At 63.9% G+C, this 16388-nt stretch carries 14 protein-coding genes; 9 read left to right on the forward strand and 5 right to left on the reverse strand.

The window, feature by feature from the left end:
* Positions 1-62: 62 nt before the first annotated feature.
* The gene (locus LB529_RS10045) at positions 63-1346 is read right to left on the reverse strand and encodes an NAD(P)/FAD-dependent oxidoreductase (RefSeq protein WP_224710977.1); all 1284 of its coding nucleotides are present in this window, start codon (positions 1344-1346) and stop codon (positions 63-65) included.
* A gap of 198 nt (positions 1347-1544) precedes the next feature.
* Here LB529_RS10045 and LB529_RS10050 point away from each other — a divergent pair, with 198 nt between their 5' ends.
* From LB529_RS10050 to LB529_RS10070, 5 genes are all read left to right on the forward strand, one after another.
* Positions 1545-2702 carry a fumarylacetoacetate hydrolase family protein gene (locus LB529_RS10050; RefSeq protein ID WP_224710978.1) on the forward strand — a complete coding sequence of 386 codons (1158 nt, stop codon included), beginning with the start codon at positions 1545-1547 and terminating at the stop codon, positions 2700-2702.
* A gap of 268 nt (positions 2703-2970) precedes the next feature.
* Positions 2971-3903: a substrate-binding domain-containing protein gene (locus LB529_RS10055; protein ID WP_140844574.1), complete on the forward strand. Its 933-nt coding sequence runs from the start codon at positions 2971-2973 to the stop codon at positions 3901-3903.
* Between the two features lie 107 nt (positions 3904-4010).
* Positions 4011-4997, forward strand: coding sequence for an ABC transporter permease (locus LB529_RS10060; protein WP_224710979.1), 987 nt, complete (start codon positions 4011-4013; stop codon positions 4995-4997).
* 4 nt (positions 4998-5001) lie between these two features.
* Entirely contained in the window at positions 5002-5796 is a 795-nt protein-coding gene (locus LB529_RS10065) for an ATP-binding cassette domain-containing protein (protein ID WP_224546815.1), read from the forward strand.
* Positions 5797-5883: 87 nt separating this feature from the next.
* Positions 5884-6906 carry a LacI family DNA-binding transcriptional regulator gene (locus tag LB529_RS10070; protein ID WP_224710980.1) on the forward strand — a complete coding sequence of 341 codons (1023 nt, stop codon included), beginning with the start codon at positions 5884-5886 and terminating at the stop codon, positions 6904-6906.
* Positions 6907-7184: 278 nt separating this feature from the next.
* Here LB529_RS10070 and LB529_RS10075 read toward each other — a convergent pair whose 3' ends face one another.
* The 3 genes from LB529_RS10075 to LB529_RS10085 form a co-directional block, all read right to left on the reverse strand.
* Complete coding sequence (locus LB529_RS10075) at positions 7185-7352, reverse strand: hypothetical protein (protein WP_224710981.1); 168 nt, start codon at positions 7350-7352, stop codon at positions 7185-7187.
* A gap of 63 nt (positions 7353-7415) precedes the next feature.
* Positions 7416-7973: a class I SAM-dependent methyltransferase gene (locus LB529_RS10080; RefSeq protein WP_224710982.1), complete on the reverse strand. Its 558-nt coding sequence runs from the start codon at positions 7971-7973 to the stop codon at positions 7416-7418.
* A 53-nt stretch (positions 7974-8026) separates the two neighbouring features.
* Positions 8027-8608: a TetR/AcrR family transcriptional regulator gene (locus LB529_RS10085; protein ID WP_224710983.1), complete on the reverse strand. Its 582-nt coding sequence runs from the start codon at positions 8606-8608 to the stop codon at positions 8027-8029.
* A gap of 251 nt (positions 8609-8859) precedes the next feature.
* Here LB529_RS10085 and LB529_RS10090 point away from each other — a divergent pair, with 251 nt between their 5' ends.
* From LB529_RS10090 to LB529_RS10105, 4 genes are all read left to right on the forward strand, one after another.
* A complete protein-coding gene (locus LB529_RS10090; protein WP_095768759.1) occupies positions 8860-9096 on the forward strand; it encodes a hypothetical protein in 237 nt (78 codons plus the stop codon).
* The gene (locus tag LB529_RS10095) at positions 9090-12287 is read left to right on the forward strand and encodes an efflux RND transporter permease subunit (protein ID WP_224710984.1); all 3198 of its coding nucleotides are present in this window, start codon (positions 9090-9092) and stop codon (positions 12285-12287) included. Before LB529_RS10090 ends, LB529_RS10095 begins: the two co-directional genes overlap by 7 nt.
* A 15-nt stretch (positions 12288-12302) precedes the next feature.
* A complete protein-coding gene (locus LB529_RS10100) occupies positions 12303-13451 on the forward strand; it encodes an efflux RND transporter periplasmic adaptor subunit (RefSeq protein ID WP_140844218.1) in 1149 nt (382 codons plus the stop codon).
* A 194-nt stretch (positions 13452-13645) separates the two neighbouring features.
* The gene (locus LB529_RS10105) at positions 13646-14749 is read left to right on the forward strand and encodes a mandelate racemase/muconate lactonizing enzyme family protein (RefSeq protein ID WP_224710985.1); all 1104 of its coding nucleotides are present in this window, start codon (positions 13646-13648) and stop codon (positions 14747-14749) included.
* A 52-nt stretch (positions 14750-14801) separates the two neighbouring features.
* Here LB529_RS10105 and LB529_RS10110 read toward each other — a convergent pair whose 3' ends face one another.
* The gene (locus tag LB529_RS10110) at positions 14802-16160 is read right to left on the reverse strand and encodes an NAD(P)-binding domain-containing protein (RefSeq protein WP_140844220.1); all 1359 of its coding nucleotides are present in this window, start codon (positions 16158-16160) and stop codon (positions 14802-14804) included.
* Positions 16161-16388 lie beyond the last annotated feature (228 nt).

Consider the following 16388-nt stretch of genomic DNA (forward strand, 5'->3'; position numbering starts at 1 on the left):
ATGTTTTTTCATATTCATGAAACTGTCAAGCAGATTCGCTTGTGCGCTGCACGCATTCGGCGTCAGCGTTCGAACGCGTCGAGCATGCGGTACAAGGTGATTGCCGCGGCGACGCCGACTTGGCGGAAGGCGTGGAATGGGATCGGCCGGATCGGCGACAGCGGGAAAGGCAATTGGTTGACGTCTCCGCTCGCGAGATAATCCGCCAGGCGCTTGCCGAGCGCGCTCATCAACCCAACGCCCCTGCCTTGGCAGCCGACGACCGCGAGCAGGCCCTTTTCCGGCTCATGCAGATGCGGCAGGTGGTCCGGCGTCAGCGCCACGCGGCCGAACCAGCGTTTTTCGATGGCGATGCCGGCAAGCGCCGGATAGAGGCGGGTGAGCGCGCGTTCGCAATGCGCCCAGTCGGCGGCGCTTGAAGGCAGCGTCATGCGGCCACGCCCGCCCAGCACCATCCGACCATCGGGACTCCGTCGGTAATAGACGAGGATGCGCCGGGAATCCGAAACTGCCTGGCCGCCCGGCAGGATGCTTGCGGCGAGCTCGGCCGGAAGCGGCGCGGTAGCGATCTGGAAGGAATGCAGCGGCACGATTGTTTGAGCGAGGCCCGGCAGAAGGCCGTCCGTATAGGCGTTGGTGGCGAGCACGACCGCCTTGGCGCGCAACTCGGCGCCGCCTTGCGTCGAGACTCGCCAGGCGCCGGCCTCTTTGGCGAGCTTCACCACCCGCTGCTGCTCGGCGATCCTGGCGCCGGCGGCCACGGCGACGCGGGCGAGCTCGAGCGTGTAGGACAGCGGATCGACGACGCCGGCGCGGCGATCGAGCCAGCCGCCGAGATAGCCCTTAGCGCCGGTCATCGCCGCGATCTCGGCCTGGTCGAGCAATTTGACGTCGGCACCCCGCGAGCGCCATTGGCGATCCCGGTTCGCCGCTGCCTTCAGCGCGGTCTTGGTGTGCGCGGCCTGGATCCAGCCATTGCGCGTGAACGGCACCGCCAGCTTCTCGTCGCGGATCACGTCGAACACGGCATCGGCCGTCGAGGCGGCGAACGCGACCAGGGCTTCGCCGCGCTCCTTGCCGAAGTGTTCGATCAGCCATTCCGGATCGTATTTGAGGCCGGGGATGACCTGGCCGCCATTGAGGCCCGAAGCGCCCTGCCCGATCGCGCCGGCATCCAGCACCTGGACGGAAAGGCCCGCGCGCGCCGCATGCAGCGCGGTCGACAGCCCCATAATGCCGCCGCCGACGACGACCGCGTCCAGCGTGCCGTCGGCCGAAAGCTCAGACTGAAACGCCGTGGCCGCCTGGGGCTTTCGCCAGATCGGATCGGAAAAGGCTTCGGCCAAGAGGATCACCCACGCGCTGGAGCTTGGTGAAAATCCTATTGCCGATTTCATGGATTTGAAAGGGCGCTTCGATGGGCCAGTTCGGCCGTGGCTGTGTGACAGCACATGCATGGTCACAAATGTTGCGGCTGGCGGGATAGACGTTTCCGCGAAATCGGGGAAAAGTGCCGCGCGCGAAAAGTTGAGAGGAATGATGCCATGACCGATCCGACCCGCCTGCCCGCCGATGGAATTTTCGTCGGCCGCGCCAAGACCAGCGCCGCTTCCCATCCGCTGGTGGTTACGGTGCGGGACGGCGAGGTGATCGACATCACCTCGAGCGCCGCGCCTACGGTGCGCGATCTTTGCGAGTTGAAGGATCCGGCTGACTATCTGCGCTCGGCCAAGGGCAAGGCTATCGGCGCGCTGGAAGAAATCGCGGCGAACAGCTTCGAGGCCAAACGTGACGCCGGGAAGCCCATCCTGCTGTCGCCCGTCGACCTGCAGGCGGTGAAGGCCTCCGGTGTCACCTTCGTCGTCAGCCTGCTTGAGCGCGTCATCGAGGAGCAGGCGCGCGGTTCGGCCGAAAAGGCCGACGCCATCCGCGCCGACATCGCCGGACTGATCGGCCACGATCTCTCGAAGCTCAAGCCCGGCTCGCCGGAAGCGATGGAGATCAAGGCCAAGCTGATCTCGCGCGGCGCCTGGTCGCAATATCTCGAAGTGGGCATCGGCCCGGACGCCGAGATCTTCACCAAATGCCAGCCGATGGCTTCCGTCGGCTTCGGCGCCGATGTCGGGCTGCACCCCGTCTCCACCTGGAACAATCCCGAGCCGGAGATCGCCATGATCGCCGACAGCTCGGGCCGCATCGTCGGCGCCACGCTCGGCAACGACGTCAATCTGCGCGATGTCGAAGGACGCTCGGCGCTGCTCCTCGGCAAGGCCAAGGACAACAATGCTTCCGCCTCGCTCGGGCCGTTCATCCGCCTTTTCGACGAAACCTTCTCCATCGCCGACGTGAAGCGCGCCACGGTGCGGCTCAACGTCGATGGCGAGGACGGCTTCTCGCTGGAGGGCGCGAGCTCGATGGCCGAGATCAGCCGTTCGCCGGAGGAACTGGTCAAGGCGGCAATGGGACCGCACCACCAATATCCCGACGGACTGGCGCTCTATCTCGGCACCATGTTCGTGCCTTCGAAGGATCGCGGCGAGAAGGGCAAGGGTTTTACGCACAAGATCGGCGACATCGTCACCATCTCATCGGAAAAGCTCGGCGCGCTCACCAACCGCGTGCGGCTGTCGCCGGACTGCCCGCACTGGACCTACGGCGCCAGCCATCTGATGCGCGACCTGGCCAAGGCGGGGCTGATCTAACCCCGCACCGAAGGGCGGTTGCTTGGAGGCCAATCCGTGCAGCGGATGGTCTATGGCGCCGCTTGCCCAATGAATATCACCGCAGCTGATGCAATCTGATGGGATTGCTGATGGCGCGCGCACCTGTGCCAACATCCATTGGCGATGGAGGCTTGCCACTGCCTGAAAAAGAGAATGCTCTAGACGTTCCGGTCGGCGCGGGCAGGAGATGCGGCCAAGGTCGCGTCGCACCGATCCAGGAGGAGAGTTCAACATGGGAGGAAATCGAATGCTTTCGCGGCTAAGACTGCTCGTGCTTGGCTTGATCGCGGCTATCGCCATTCCGGCGATGGCCGAGGCCAAGACGTTCTACTGGATTTCGCATGGCGGCCCGGCCGATCCGGTCTGGACCTACTTCCTGGCCGGCGCCAAGCAATGGGCGAGCGACACCGGCAACAAGGTGAACACCTCGTTCCACAATGGCGATGTCGCCTCGCAGCAGGAGGCCGTCCGTGCCGCCATCTCGGCCAAGGCAGACGGCATCGTCACCACCAGCCCGGATCCGGGCAGCCTTGTCGAGATCGTCAAGGAAGCGCGCGCGGCCAACATCCCGATCATCAACTTCAACACGCCCGATCCGAAGGCCAACTTCAACGCCTATGTCGGCGGCGACAACGTCACCTTCGGCAAGCACTGGGCGCAATATCTGGTCGACAAGGGCCTGGTAAAGAAGGGCGACTTCGTCTGGATGCCGGTCGAGGTCCCCGGAGCCACCTATGGCGTACAGGAAGAGGAAGGCATCAAGAGCGTGTTCGGACCCGCCGGCATCACCTATGAGGTGACCGAAGCGACGCTCGACCAGGCCGAAGTGATCAACCGCATGGTCGACTATCTCACCGCCCACAAAGGCAAGGTGAAGGCGATCATCGGCCTCGGCGACCTCGTCACCGGCTCGATCAAGCGCGTCTTCGACCAGGCCGGCGTCAAGCCCGGCGAAATCCCGGTCGTCGGCTGGGGCAACTCGCTCGACACCACGCAGGAAGTGCTGAACGGCTACGTCAATGCCGGGCAGTGGCAGGATCCGCAAGCGACCAGCTATGTGGCGCTTTCGCTGGCCAACATGGCCGCCAGCGGCATTCCTCCGGGCTTCAACGTCATCACCGGCGCGCTCTATGAGAAGGACACCGCCGGCGTCTACGACAAGATCCTGTCCGGCAAATGATCCCTGACATCAACGGTCGCGGCTTTCGGGCCGCGGCCGCTTTCCTGTACCGTCGAGCCCTGCCTGATCGGAGCGGGCTTCAGCCAATCATTCGCGCCGCGGGCTCAATGGAAAACCGTTCCTTCATTCAAAGTTTCATCGCGCGAGCGGAATTCGGTCCGCTGGTGCTGCTTATCGTCGAGCTCGTCGTCTTCTGGGGCATCAATCCCGACTTCCTGTCGCCGCAGAATATCTCCAACATCCTGGCCTTCACCGTCGAGCTCGGCCTGATCGCGCTGGCGATGACGCTCTTGATGACATCAGGCGAGTTCGATCTTTCGGTCGGCTCGCTGTTCGGCTTCTCGCCGGTGCTGATGTGGACGCTCTTCAACAGCGGCGTCACTTCGCTGGAAATGGGCCTGCTGATCGCGCTGATCGTCGCTGCCCTGATCGGGCTGGTGAATGGCTGGTTCGTCACGCAGCTCAAGATCCCGTCCTTCCTGGTGACGCTCGGCATGCTGCTTGTCGTGCGCGGCTCGGCGCTGTTCATCACCGACGGCTTTCCGCAGCGCACCTGGAGCGCGGAAGGCAGTTGGCTGGCGAACATCCTGGTCGGCGACTTCTATGTCGGATCCTTCCGCATCTACGCCTCGCTGTTCTGGTTCATCGGCGCCGCGGTGGTGCTGGGCTATGTGCTGACGCAGAGCCGCACCGGCAACTGGATCCAGGCCGCCGGCGGCAATCCAAACGCGGCCCGCGCGCGCGGCGTCAACGTCAGCCGCGTCAAGGTCGGCCTGTTCATCCTGTCAGCGGTGATGGCCTCGCTCGCCGGCGTCATCTCCTCGCTGCGCACCTCCGCGGCCAATCCCAACAGCGGCACGGGCTACGAGCTCGAGGTCATCGCCATGGTGGTGATCGGCGGCACGGCGCTGACCGGCGGACGCGGCACCATCATCGGCACGGTGCTCGGCATCCTGATCCTGCGCGTGATGCGCAACGGCATCGTGCTGATCGGCGTGCCGGGGCTCGCCTACAACATTTTCATCGGCGCGATCATCCTCGGCATGATGGCGCTGCATTCATGGCTCGAACGCCGGCACCAGGCGGGGACTTAAGACGATGGCCGAGCCTCTAATCCGCATGACAAACATCCGCAAGTCCTACGGGCGCGTGCAGGCGCTGGTGGACGCCAATTTCCACGTCAATGAAAAGGAGATCGTCGGCCTGCTCGGCGACAACGGCGCCGGCAAGTCGACGCTGATCAAGGTGCTGTCAGGCGCCGTGCCGCTGACCAGCGGCGACATCTTCATCCGCGGTAAGAAGGTCACGCTGCGCAGCACCAGCGATGCCATTGCCCACGGCATCGAGACGATCTACCAGGATTCGGCGCTGGTCACGCAGCTGTCGATCGCGCGCAACCTGTTCCTCGGGCGCGAGCCGATCAAGGCGCCGCGCTTCCTGAACCGCATGGACCAGGACGCAATGAACACGGTAGCGCGCGACCTGCTCAAGCAAGTCGGCATCACCAAGAACATCCCGCCGACGACACCGATCGGCTCGCTGTCGGGCGGCGAGCGGCAGGCCGTGGCGATCGCGCGCGCCATGCATTTCGACAGCGATCTCATCATCCTCGACGAGCCGACCAACAATCTCGGCGTCGCCGAGACGCAAGGGGTCTTGAGCTTCGTGCGCAGCGCGCGCGATTCCGGCCATTCCTGCATCTTTATCGCGCATAACATCCACCACGTCTTCCAGGTGGTCGACCGCATCGTGGTGATGCGCCGGGGCAAGGTGGTGGCCGACGACATCGACCCGAAAAAGACAACGGTCGCCGAGGTCGAGCGCGTCATCACCGGCATGTCGGACAAGGAAATCCGTGACGCGATTTCCGACGGTCCGCAGCAGCATGGCTGAGAGCTGACCGGCAGGCCGATCGGCGGCCGGCAGCCGCTTCACGCCCGCCGCTGGCACAGAATTGCATCAGCGCCTATGACTGGACCCATGAAAGCCACCGTAGCCGATATCGCCCGGAGCTGCGGCCTGTCGACCGCGACCGTCGACCGGGTGCTCAACAACCGCCCGGGTGCAAGCGCTGCCAACCGGCAGCGCGTGCTGGAGGCGGCCAAGCAGCTCGGTTATCTGCCGACGCTCGACCAGGTCGTGCTGCCGTCGAAGCCGGCGCATCTCGAATTCTTCCTGCCGATCGGATCCAACGCCTTCATGGCCGATCTCGCCCATCACATCGAGGACTATGCAGCGCGGCTGCCGCTGGTCGCCTCCTGCCGCATCCATAACCTTGCCGGCATTTCGCCGGGCGCGCTGCAGAGTGCCGTGGAGAACCTGTCGCTCAAGGCCAATGGCGTCGGCGTGATCGCCGTCGACCATCCGCGCACACGCAACATTCTGCGCGAGCTGGTCGATGCCGGGATCAGGCTGGTCACGCTGATCTCGGATGTGCCGGCGGCACCGCGCTCGGCCTATGTCGGCATCGACAACCGGGTGGCGGGCCGCACGGCGGCGCTGCTGATGGGCCGCTTCCTCGGCGGCCGTAGGGGACATCTGGCGATGGTGGTCGGCTCGCGCTCCTATCGCGGCCACGAGGAGCGCGAGATGGGCTTTCGTTCGGTGCTCGCCGAAGAATTTCCCGACCTCACGGTCTCAAGCGCGGCCGAAAGCAACGACGAGCCGGACGCCAGCTACCGCGCGACCGTCAAGGCGCTGCACGACGAAACGGATCTGCTCGGCATCTATTGCGTCGGCGCCGGACGCTCCGGCGTGGCCAAGGCGTTGCTCGAGGTCAAGCCGCGTTTGAAGCCGGTCTTCATCTGCCACGACCTGACCAGGGAAACGCGCCGCTATCTCGTCGACGATCTTGCCGACGTCGTCATCGACCAGAATGCGCGGCTGATCGCGGAGCAGTCGGTGATCCGTCTGCTCGGCTCCATTGCCTCGTCGGCGCCATACCTGACGAAGAAATTCATCGAGCCGCGGCTGATCTTCAAGGAAAACGTCCCGGCGCAGTAGCGCGGAGCGCGCCGCTCGCTTATTTGTCTGACGATTGATCCCGCAATTCTGCACAGCAGCTATGCAGGTTTCGCAATTGCCGAATCGTTAGGCACCTCGTATTTATCTGGGTGTCGGCCGTCTCCTCCTCCCAGATGTGATGCCGACGCTGAGTGCGGTACACCTCCTCCCGTGCCGTATTCGAAATCGAGCCCGCTGCCACCTCCTCCCGGCAGCGGGCTTTTTCTTTGCGTGCCAAAGGCGGAGGCGAAGCTACCTAATGCTGACCAGATACGCGCCTAGCCTTTCGCCGTCACCAGATTGGAGCTGAGTTCGAAAGCGACTCCCGATCCATCCGCATAAGACTGCAGCACGGGCGCGCTCCCGCTCATGATGTCCTCCACGACGTGCTTGCGTTCCTGATCGGCCATTGTCTTGCCGGCGGCGCTCATGCCGACCAGGGCCATCGTGTTCAACCGCAGGAGAGGCGCCCCGTCCTCAAAGCGTATCCTGCGCGATATTGTCCTTGATCAGACGTCGTGGAAGCCGGCGTCCCGGAGCAGCACCTCGATCTGCGCCGCATTCCCAAAGCTGTGGCGCAGGTCCACCACTGGGCCGAGGAGGCGCTCGGCGACGCGGCGGAGATCCCGAAAGAAGGGGATTTCCTCATCGGGGCGCCACGTGGCAACGGCCAGCCGGCCGCCCTGCGCCAGTGCTCGCCGCATCTCCGCCGCCGCAGCGGACTTATCGGGAAAGAACTGCAGCCCTTGTTGACAGACGATCAAATCGAACTGCTCTCCGTCATGGAGGGGCAGTGCACCGGCATTGCCTACGCGCCAATCGATGTCTGGCGCCACGGTGCGCGCGACAGCAAGCATATCTGCGTTGATGTCGATGCCGAGGACATATCCGGCGGCACCGAGCCGTTCCCTGGCAACCCGGGCAACTATTCCCGTGCCGCAGGCGATGTCCAACACACGATGGCCTGGAGACAGCTTCAGGTCTTCGAAGGTCACTTCGGCCCAGGGGCGGAAGAGAGGACCCACGAGCCAGCGCTCATACATCTCCGGAAAACTTGCCTGACCCATCGTCTAGCGCCGTTTCCGGAACAGCATAACAGAATCAGGACAAGGCGAAGAGATCAGCGCGCCCGGAACGAGGCGATCAGGCTTTCGGCCATGCGCACGAATTGCGCGCTCGGACCTTCGGCGCCGACGCTCTGCATCGAGACGCGCGCGCCTTCGAGCAGCAGCGACAGCGTGTCGGCGAGAAGCTCGGCCTGGCCGATGCCGGCATCGCGGCAAAGCGCGACCAGCTTTTCGCGCTGGGCCTCCTTCAGTTCCTTGATGACGCGCCTTGCCGGGTGATCGGTCTCGGTGAGCTCGACGGCGGCATTGGCCATATCGCAGCCGCGGCTGTCGGCGCTCAGCAGTTCCGAAGCCTTTTGCACCCAAGCATGCAACTGGGCGAGCTTGTCGCCGGGATGCTTGGCCTCGAATTCCTCCCAGATCCTCGAAGCCTTCGCCGCCGTTGCGCGCAGGCATTCGACGATCAATTCGTCCTTGGACTCGAAGTGACGATAAAGCGTCATCTTGTTGGTGCCGGCAGCCTCGGTGATGGCGTCGACGCCCACACCCTTGATGCCGTGCTTGTGGAACATGTCCTGCGCCGTCTCCAGGATTCGGTCCCGGGGACGGGAACGCTCCGCAACGCCGTCAGTCATCATGCTCTCCTTTCGTCGTTTCCAAAAAAACCGTCGCCACCTCTTGACTAGGGTGTTACCGGTCTGTAACTTCCAGCATGTTACTTACTGGTAACACCTATATCACTCGCCGTCAAACGACAAGGCCCTCCGATAGCCCTGCCAGAGTGAGATAGGACGCAAAACCTGCCTGTCATGCGGCTTTGGCCGGTGAAGAACGAGAAAAAGCGGTTCGTGATCAAGCGATGCGGACCGAGCAAGGAGCCACTCCTATGCAAAAGCGCAAAGACCTGACGATCGACGAAGCCATCCGGGATCCGATGATCCGGCTGGTGATGAAGGCGGACGGGATCGACCCCAAAGCCTTCGAACGGATGCTGCGCCAGCGCGCGGCTGACCAGGCGCCGGGCAACATCCCGCCATCCTTCCTGCAGGATTCCGGCTCGGGCCGGGCCCGGCGCCTGCGCCATTTCGCAAACCCGTTCGGCGAGGCGTCCGCATCATGGTGAACTTCTTCATCCACCGCCCGATCTTCGCGTCGGCGATCGCCATCATCATGGTGCTCGCCGGTGCGATCGCCTATTTCCTCTTGCCCGTCTCGCAGTTTCCCGACATCACGCCCCCGCAGGTCGTGGTCAGCGCGCACTATCCGGGCGCCAGCGCCCAGGTCGTGGCCGATACGGTCACCACCCCGCTCGAGCAGCAGATCAACGGCGTGCAAGGCATGACCTACATGTCGTCGACGAGCTCGAATGACGGCTCTTCGACCATCACCATCACCTTCGACGTCGGCTATCCGCTGAGCACGGCGGCGGTCGACGTGCAGAACCGCGTCAGCCAAGCGGCATCCTCCCTGCCGGCCATCGTCAACCAGGGCGGCGTGACGATCAAGAAGCAGAATCCCAATTTCGTGCTGATCGTCGACCTGACCTCGCCGGACGGCTCGGTCGATCCGGTGGCGCTGAGCAACCTCGCCTATCTGCAGGTGGTCGACCCGCTGAAGCGCCTGCCGGGCGTCGGCGACGTGCAGATCTTCGGCGAGCGCCGCTATTCGATGCGCGTCTGGCTCGATCCGGACAAGCTTGCCAATCTTGGCATCACCGCTGTCGACGTGCAGAACGCCATCGCCGAACAGAACGTGCAGGTGGCGGCCGGCAAGATCGGCCAGTCGCCGGCGCCCGCCGGCACCGCCTTCGAGATGCAGGTCAATGCGGTAGGCCGCCTTAGCGACCCGAAGGAATTCGGCGACATCGTCGTGCGCGCCAATTCGCAGAACGGCTCGCTTGTGCGGCTGCGCGACGTCGCCCGCATCGAGCTCGGCGCGCTGCAATATTCTTCCTCCGCCTTCTTCGGCAAGGACCCGACCGTGGTTTTGGCCGTCTACCAGATGCCGGGCTCCAACGCCCTCGACCTGCAGCAGCGGGTCAAGGACAAGATGCAGGAGCTGTCGAAGCGCTTCCCGAAGGGCGTCAGCTACGCCATGCATTACGACACGACGCGTTTCGTGTCGGCCTCGATGCACGACGTGCTGATCACGCTCGGCGAAGCGCTGGTGCTGGTGGTCGCGGTGGTGTTCATCTTCCTCCAGAGCTGGCGCACCACCATCATCCCGACCATCGCCATTCCCGTCTCGCTGATCGCGACGCTGGCGGTGATGTACATGCTGGGCTTTTCGCTCAACATGCTCTCGCTGCTCGGCATGGTACTGGCGATCGGCCTCGTCGTCGACGACGCGATCGTCGTGGTCGAGAATGTCGAACGTCAGCTCGAGGCAGGACTCAAGCCGCTGGCCGCTACGCGCGCGGCGATGGCCGAGGTGACCGGTCCGATCATCGCCACCACGGCGGTGCTGATGGCGGTGTTCGTTCCCGTTGCTTTCATTCCGGGCGTCTCGGGTCGGCTCTACAACCAGTTCGCGCTGACCGTGGCGATCTCCGTCGGCATCTCCGCCTTCAACTCGCTGACGCTCTCGCCGGCGCTGAGCGCTGCCTTCCTGCGCCATCGCGGCGAAACCCAGTTCGTGCTGTTCCGCTGGTTCAACGCCGGCTTCGACTGGCTGTCGCATGCCTATGCGCATGGGGTGCGCATTCTGATCAAGCTGCGCTGGGCCATGCTTGGCCTGTTCGCGGCCGGCCTCGTCGCCACCTATTTCGTCTGGCAGAAACTGCCTTCGACCTTCCTTCCCGTGGAAGACCAGGGCTATTTCTTCGTCGTCATCCAGCTGCCGGACGGCGCTTCCCTGGAGCGTACCGACGCAGTGGCGCAAAGGGCGCGCGACATCCTGCAATCGACGCCCGGCGTCGACATCGTCGGCTCGATCAGCGGCCTGAACTTCCTAACCAGCGCCGCGCAGTCGAATTCGGCGGTGGAGTTCGCGATCCTGAAACCATGGGACGAACGCGGTCCTGACCAGAGCGCCTCGAAACTGGTCGAGCAGGTGCGCGGCAAGCTTCTGCAGATGCCGGATGCGTTCGCGCTCTCCTTCGATCCGCCTTCGATCCCGGGCATCGGCACCACAGGCGGCTTCGAGTTCCAGGTCGAGGATTTGTCCGGGCGCGGCAGTGCGGCGCTGAATGACGTCACGCAGGCGCTGCTCGCCGAGGCGCGCAAGCAGCCGGAGCTCAACCCGCAGCAGCTGTTCTCATCCTTCTCGACCTCGACGCCGCAGTTCAACTACGACCTCGACCGCAGCAAGGCGAAGCTGCTCGGCCTCAACCTGCCGGACGTCTTCAACACGCTGCAGATCTATCTCGGCTCGCTCTACGTCAACGACTTCAACCTGTTTGGCCGCACCTTCCGCGTGACCATCCAGGCCGACAAGGACGCGCGCGGCGACGCCACCGACATCTCGCGGCTCTATGTGCGCAACGCGTCGGGCGGCATGGTGCCGCTGAGCACGCTGGGCAGGCTGGTGCCGATCGTCGGGCCGGAGACCGTGCCGCATTACAACAACAACGCGTCTGCCCTTATCAATGGCGGTGCTGCCCCCGGCTTCTCGTCCGGACAGGCGGTCGCGGCCATGGAGCGGGCGGCGGCAAATGTGCTGCCGCGCGACTTCGGCTACGAATGGACCGGCATCACTTTCCAGGAGCTCAAGGCCGGATCGATCGCTTCGGTCGTCTTCGGGCTGGCGATCGTCTTCGTCTTCCTCATCCTGGCGGCGCAGTATGAAAGCTGGGCGATGCCCTTCATGGTGCTGCTGGCCGTGCCGCTCGCTTTGTTCGGTGCCTTCGTCGTGCTGTTGCTGCGCGGCATGCAGATCGACGTCTACTCGCAAATCGGCTTCGTCATGCTGATCGGCCTGGCGGCGAAGAACGCGATCCTGATCGTCGAGTTCGCCAGACGCCGGCGCGAGGAAGGCTTGACCATCGTCGAGGCGGCGATGGAGGCGGCACGGCTGAGGCTGCGGCCGATCCTGATGACCGCCTTCGCCTTCATCCTCGGCGTGCTGCCGCTGATGTTCGCGACGGGCGCCGGTGCAGCCAGCCGGCAATCGATCGGCACCACCGTCTTCGGCGGCATGGTGGCGGCGACGATCCTGTCGCTGGTCTTCGTGCCTGTCTTCTACGCCGTGATCGAGCAGTTGCGCGAACGTGGCGAAAGGGAACCTGCCAAGGCGCACGACGATGCGCCTCAGGAAGACGAAATTGAACCGACCGCCGAGCCGGCGCTTCAGCCGCTCGCCCAGGCGGCCGAATAAGATTGGAGATCAATTATGCGTAGATGGAAAATCGCTTTGGGAACGGCCGTCGCGCTGGGCGCGATCTCGGTGGCCAGCGTGCACTTTCTCGACATGGGCAATTTGAGCGGCGGCGCAGCGGGTGCTGCGCCAGCGCCGGCGGCCTTCGTGATGCCGGTGCCGGTGGTGAATGTCGTGAAGAAGACGCTGCCGATCTATCTCGACTACGCCGCGCGGGTGGAGTCGATCCGCAGTATCACGCTGCAGGCGCGTGTGCCGGGCTATCTGCAGGAGCAGACGGCTGCCGACGGCAGCGACGTCAAGCAGGGCGACCTGCTCTACCGTATCGCGCCCGACGACTATCAGGCCGCGCTCGACCAGGCGAAGGCGCAGGTGCAGCGCGATAGCGCGACGCTCGAATATGCAAAATCCAATCTCGGCCGCGGCACCGACCTCGCCAAGGCCGGCTATCTCGACAAGGACAGCTTCGACCAGCGCACCAGCAATCTGCGCGCGGCCCAGGCCGCCCTTGCCGTCGACCAGGCGGCGGTGCGGACGGCCGAGCTCAATCTCGGCTATGCCGAGATCAAGGCGCCCTTCTCGGGCCGCATCGGCCGCAACCAGGCTTCGGTCGGCACGCTGGTCAGTGTCGCCGGCACAGTGCTCAACACGCTGGTGCAGCTCGATCCAATCTACGTGACCTTCAATCCGAGCGAGAGCGATCTGGTGCAGATCGAGCAGGCGAAGGCCGCCGGTCCGATCGCCGTCGACGTGCTGTTGCCCGGCGAGACCCAGCCCAGCCAGAAGGGCGAGCTGACCTTCATCGACAACACGATCGACCATTCGACCGGCACGATCACGGCGCGCGCCACCATCGGCAACGCCAAGTTCACGCTGTTGCCTGGACAGTATGTACGGGTGCGGCTGCATGTGAAGGAACAGCCCAACACGCTGATGGTGCCGCAGGTGGCGCTGGGTTCCAGCCAGCTCGGCAAATACCTCTATGTCATCGGCAAGGGCAACACCGTCGACCAGAAGCTGGTGTCGCTTGGGCCCACCGACGGCGACCTGATTTCCGTGACCTCCGGCATCTCGGAGACCGACCAGGTGATCACGGGCAATTTGCAGAAGATCGGACCCGGAATGCCGGTTTCTCCCTTGCCGCAACCGAAACCGGCCAGCTGATAACCCCCATCAGTTTCCGGTCCGACGGCGCCCTCGATACCCACGTCGAGGGCGCCGTTTACTATTTGGGGTCAGGCAATTCCGACGCCGAAAGGAACAATCTTCTACGGACGGTCCCTTGTTGGATTGTCGACAACCTGATTGTCTTGCAGCCGGTTCACCGGAATATGACCTGACCTGCAACGGACACAAACGTGAAGATCAAGAGCATCAAGGCCTGTCATGTCGTGCAGCCCTTCGTGGACGGACCCTACCGCATGTCCAAGGGGCGGATCGCCGACTGCTTCGACGCGGTGATCGTCGCCATCACGTCGGACAGAGGCGACACCGGCTGGGGCGAGATGGCGCCGCTCGGCAATTTCTACTCGGCCGCGTTTCCCGCAGGCACACGCGCGGGCGTGCCGGAGATCGCGCCGCATCTCATCGGCCAGGATCCACGCGGCCTTGCCGGCATCGGCCGGCTGATGGACACGGTATTCAAGGGCCACCCCTACATCAAGTCGGCGCTCGACATGGCGTGCTGGGATCTTGCCGCCCGCGCCGCCGGCGTGCCGCTGGTGACCATGCTTGGCGGCCGCGAGAGCGACATGGCGGAGACCTACCGGGTCGTCACCCACGGCACGCTCGATCAGATGGCGGCGCTTGCCAAAAGGATCATCGCCGAAGGCTGCCGGCGCCTGCAGGTCAAGGTCGGCGGCAATGTGCGCGACGACATCGAGCGGGTCTCGGCAGTGGCCGCCGCCGTGCCGAAGGGCACGGTGATCTTCTGCGACGCCAATGCCGGCTGGACGCCTTACCAGGCGCGCCAGTTCGCCGACGCCACGCGCGGCATCGACTACACGTTCGAGCAGCCATGCACGACGATCGAGGAGAACATGTCGGTGCGCCGCATGCTCGACAAGCCGATGGTGCTGGACGAATCCGTCACCTCGCTGGGCGAGATGCTGGAGATCCACCGCCGCGGCGCCGCCGACGGGCTGACGCTGAAGATCTCGCGACTGGGCGGCGTAACGCAGACCCGCCTGATCCGCGACGTCGCGGTCGATCTCGGCTTCATGATCACGGTCGAGGACACCGGCGGCGCCGAGATCGACACAGCGGCCATGGCGCATCTGTCGCTGTCGACGCCGCAGGAGCGCCGGCTGCACGCCATCGCCTTCCACGAATGGGTGACAGTGCGTACGGCCAGGAACGCACCGCCGGTGACCGGCAGCCATATGGGCGTTCCCGACGGACCCGGCCTTGGCATCGACGTGGACCCTGGCCTGCTCGGTAAGCCGTTCTTCGAGATCGGCTGAAGATGAAGATCAGGCGGGTCGAGTCTGAGAACGTTGGCGCCAGCGCGCCGTGCTACTCGGCCGCCACGCCCTTCACCTCGAGATAGCTTTCCATGGAATCGTCCAGAGCCTGCAGCCAGGGCGTATGATGGAGCGGCGACATGGTGCCGGTCATCAGCGAGCGGTAGGCGTTGTCGCGGAAGGTCATGATGTTTTCCATCTTGTGGTGCTCCCACTCCATGAAGGTGCGGTTGACCGCCTCGACGTCGAAGCCCGGATAGTCGGTCTGGTCCATCAGCTCCTTGGTGTAGTCGCCCTGGAACCAGATCATCTGCTCGGCGTCTTCGAGGGTCTCTTCCCGGGCACGCCACTTGGCGCTGTGCTCGGCCATCGCCTCGGCGGAGGGCAGCTTGATGCGGCCAAGCATCACGTCGCGCGCGTACCAGGCCTGCGCGTCGAACATGTTGAAGGTGTAGAACTGGTCCTGCATGCCGATGTAGAAAAGCTTCGGGTTCTTCTCCCAGACGACGCCTTCATAGAGATCGAGCGGCCACATCCGGTTGGCGGTCTTGAGCTTGAGGTCGTCGGTGAGGAAGGGGAAGGAATGCAGATAGCCGGTGCACAGGATGATGGCATCGACGTCCTTGGTCGTGCCGTCCTTGAAATGCGCCGTCTTGCCGACGACCTTCTGCAGCAGCGGCACCTCCTTCCAGTTCTCCGGCCATTTGAAACCCATCGGCTTGGAGCGGTAGCTGGAGGTGATCGATTTGGCGCCGTATTTGTAGCATTGCGAACCGATATCCTCGGCCGAATAGGAACGCCCGATGATCAAGATGTCCTTGCCCTTGAATTCCATGGCGTCGCGGAAATCGTGGCTGTGCAGGATGCGGCCGTTGAAGGTGGGAAAACCTTCGAAGAACGGCACGTTGGGCACCGAGAAATGGCCTGAAGCGACCACGACGTTGTCGAATTCCTCCGAGTAGGTCACGTCGTTGGTGCGATCATGTGCGGTGACGGTGAACTTCTCGGTCTCGTCGGAATAGGTCACCATGCGCACCGGGCTGTTGAAGCGCACCCATTCGCGCAGGCCGGATTTCTCGACGCGGCCCTTGATGTAGTCCCACAGCACGGCCCGCGGCGGATAGGAAGCGATCGGCCGGCCAAAATGTTCCTCGAAGGTGTAGTCGGCGAATTCGAGGCATTCCTTTGGGCCGTTCGACCAGAGATAGCGGTACATCGAGCCGTGCACCGGGTCGCCATGCTCGTCGAGGCCGGTGCGCCAGGTGTAGTTCCATAGGCCTCCCCAGTCGCTCTGCTTCTCGAAGCAGACGATTTCCGGGATCTCGGCGCCCTTGTCGGCGGCCGACTTGAAGGCCCTTAGCTGGGCCAGGCCTGACGGTCCGGCTCCGATGACGGCGACACGAGATTTCATTGCGGGCCTCCTCCTTTTGATTTCGACTTTTTTCTTGACGCAATTCCGGGCGGAAAACCGTTCGACACTTTTCCTGGAATTGCTCCCACGAAACAAATTTCACTGACAGTGACAGTAATTGGGTCTTTGGTGCTGTCAACAAACATCTGCGGCGGCGGCGTTTGCGTGAAACGGTTTTTGCGCACAAAGGCGGCGGCGTCACGTTGAAGCAGGCGCGCCCTGCAACCG

The organism is Mesorhizobium sp. CA5, from assembly GCF_020165105.1.
Lineage (GTDB): Bacteria > Pseudomonadota > Alphaproteobacteria > Rhizobiales > Rhizobiaceae > Mesorhizobium.

Excerpts from the sequence above, each read along its gene's own strand:
- LB529_RS10095 (WP_224710984.1), top strand. The coding sequence starts at position 9,090 with ATGGTGAACTTCTTCATCCACCGCCCGATCTTCGCGTCGGCGATCGCC.
- LB529_RS10060 (WP_224710979.1), top strand. The coding sequence starts at position 4,011 with ATGGAAAACCGTTCCTTCATTCAAAGTTTCATCGCGCGAGCGGAATTC.
- LB529_RS10075 (WP_224710981.1), bottom strand. The coding sequence starts at position 7,352 with ATGGCCCTGGTCGGCATGAGCGCCGCCGGCAAGACAATGGCCGATCAG.
- LB529_RS10090 (WP_095768759.1), top strand. The coding sequence starts at position 8,860 with ATGCAAAAGCGCAAAGACCTGACGATCGACGAAGCCATCCGGGATCCG.
- LB529_RS10050 (WP_224710978.1), top strand. The coding sequence starts at position 1,545 with ATGACCGATCCGACCCGCCTGCCCGCCGATGGAATTTTCGTCGGCCGC.
- LB529_RS10085 (WP_224710983.1), bottom strand. The coding sequence starts at position 8,608 with ATGACTGACGGCGTTGCGGAGCGTTCCCGTCCCCGGGACCGAATCCTG.
- LB529_RS10110 (WP_140844220.1), bottom strand. The coding sequence starts at position 16,160 with ATGAAATCTCGTGTCGCCGTCATCGGAGCCGGACCGTCAGGCCTGGCC.
- LB529_RS10080 (WP_224710982.1), bottom strand. The coding sequence starts at position 7,973 with ATGGGTCAGGCAAGTTTTCCGGAGATGTATGAGCGCTGGCTCGTGGGT.
- LB529_RS10100 (WP_140844218.1), top strand. The coding sequence starts at position 12,303 with ATGCGTAGATGGAAAATCGCTTTGGGAACGGCCGTCGCGCTGGGCGCG.
- LB529_RS10070 (WP_224710980.1), top strand. The coding sequence starts at position 5,884 with ATGAAAGCCACCGTAGCCGATATCGCCCGGAGCTGCGGCCTGTCGACC.
- LB529_RS10065 (WP_224546815.1), top strand. The coding sequence starts at position 5,002 with ATGGCCGAGCCTCTAATCCGCATGACAAACATCCGCAAGTCCTACGGG.
- LB529_RS10055 (WP_140844574.1), top strand. The coding sequence starts at position 2,971 with ATGCTTTCGCGGCTAAGACTGCTCGTGCTTGGCTTGATCGCGGCTATC.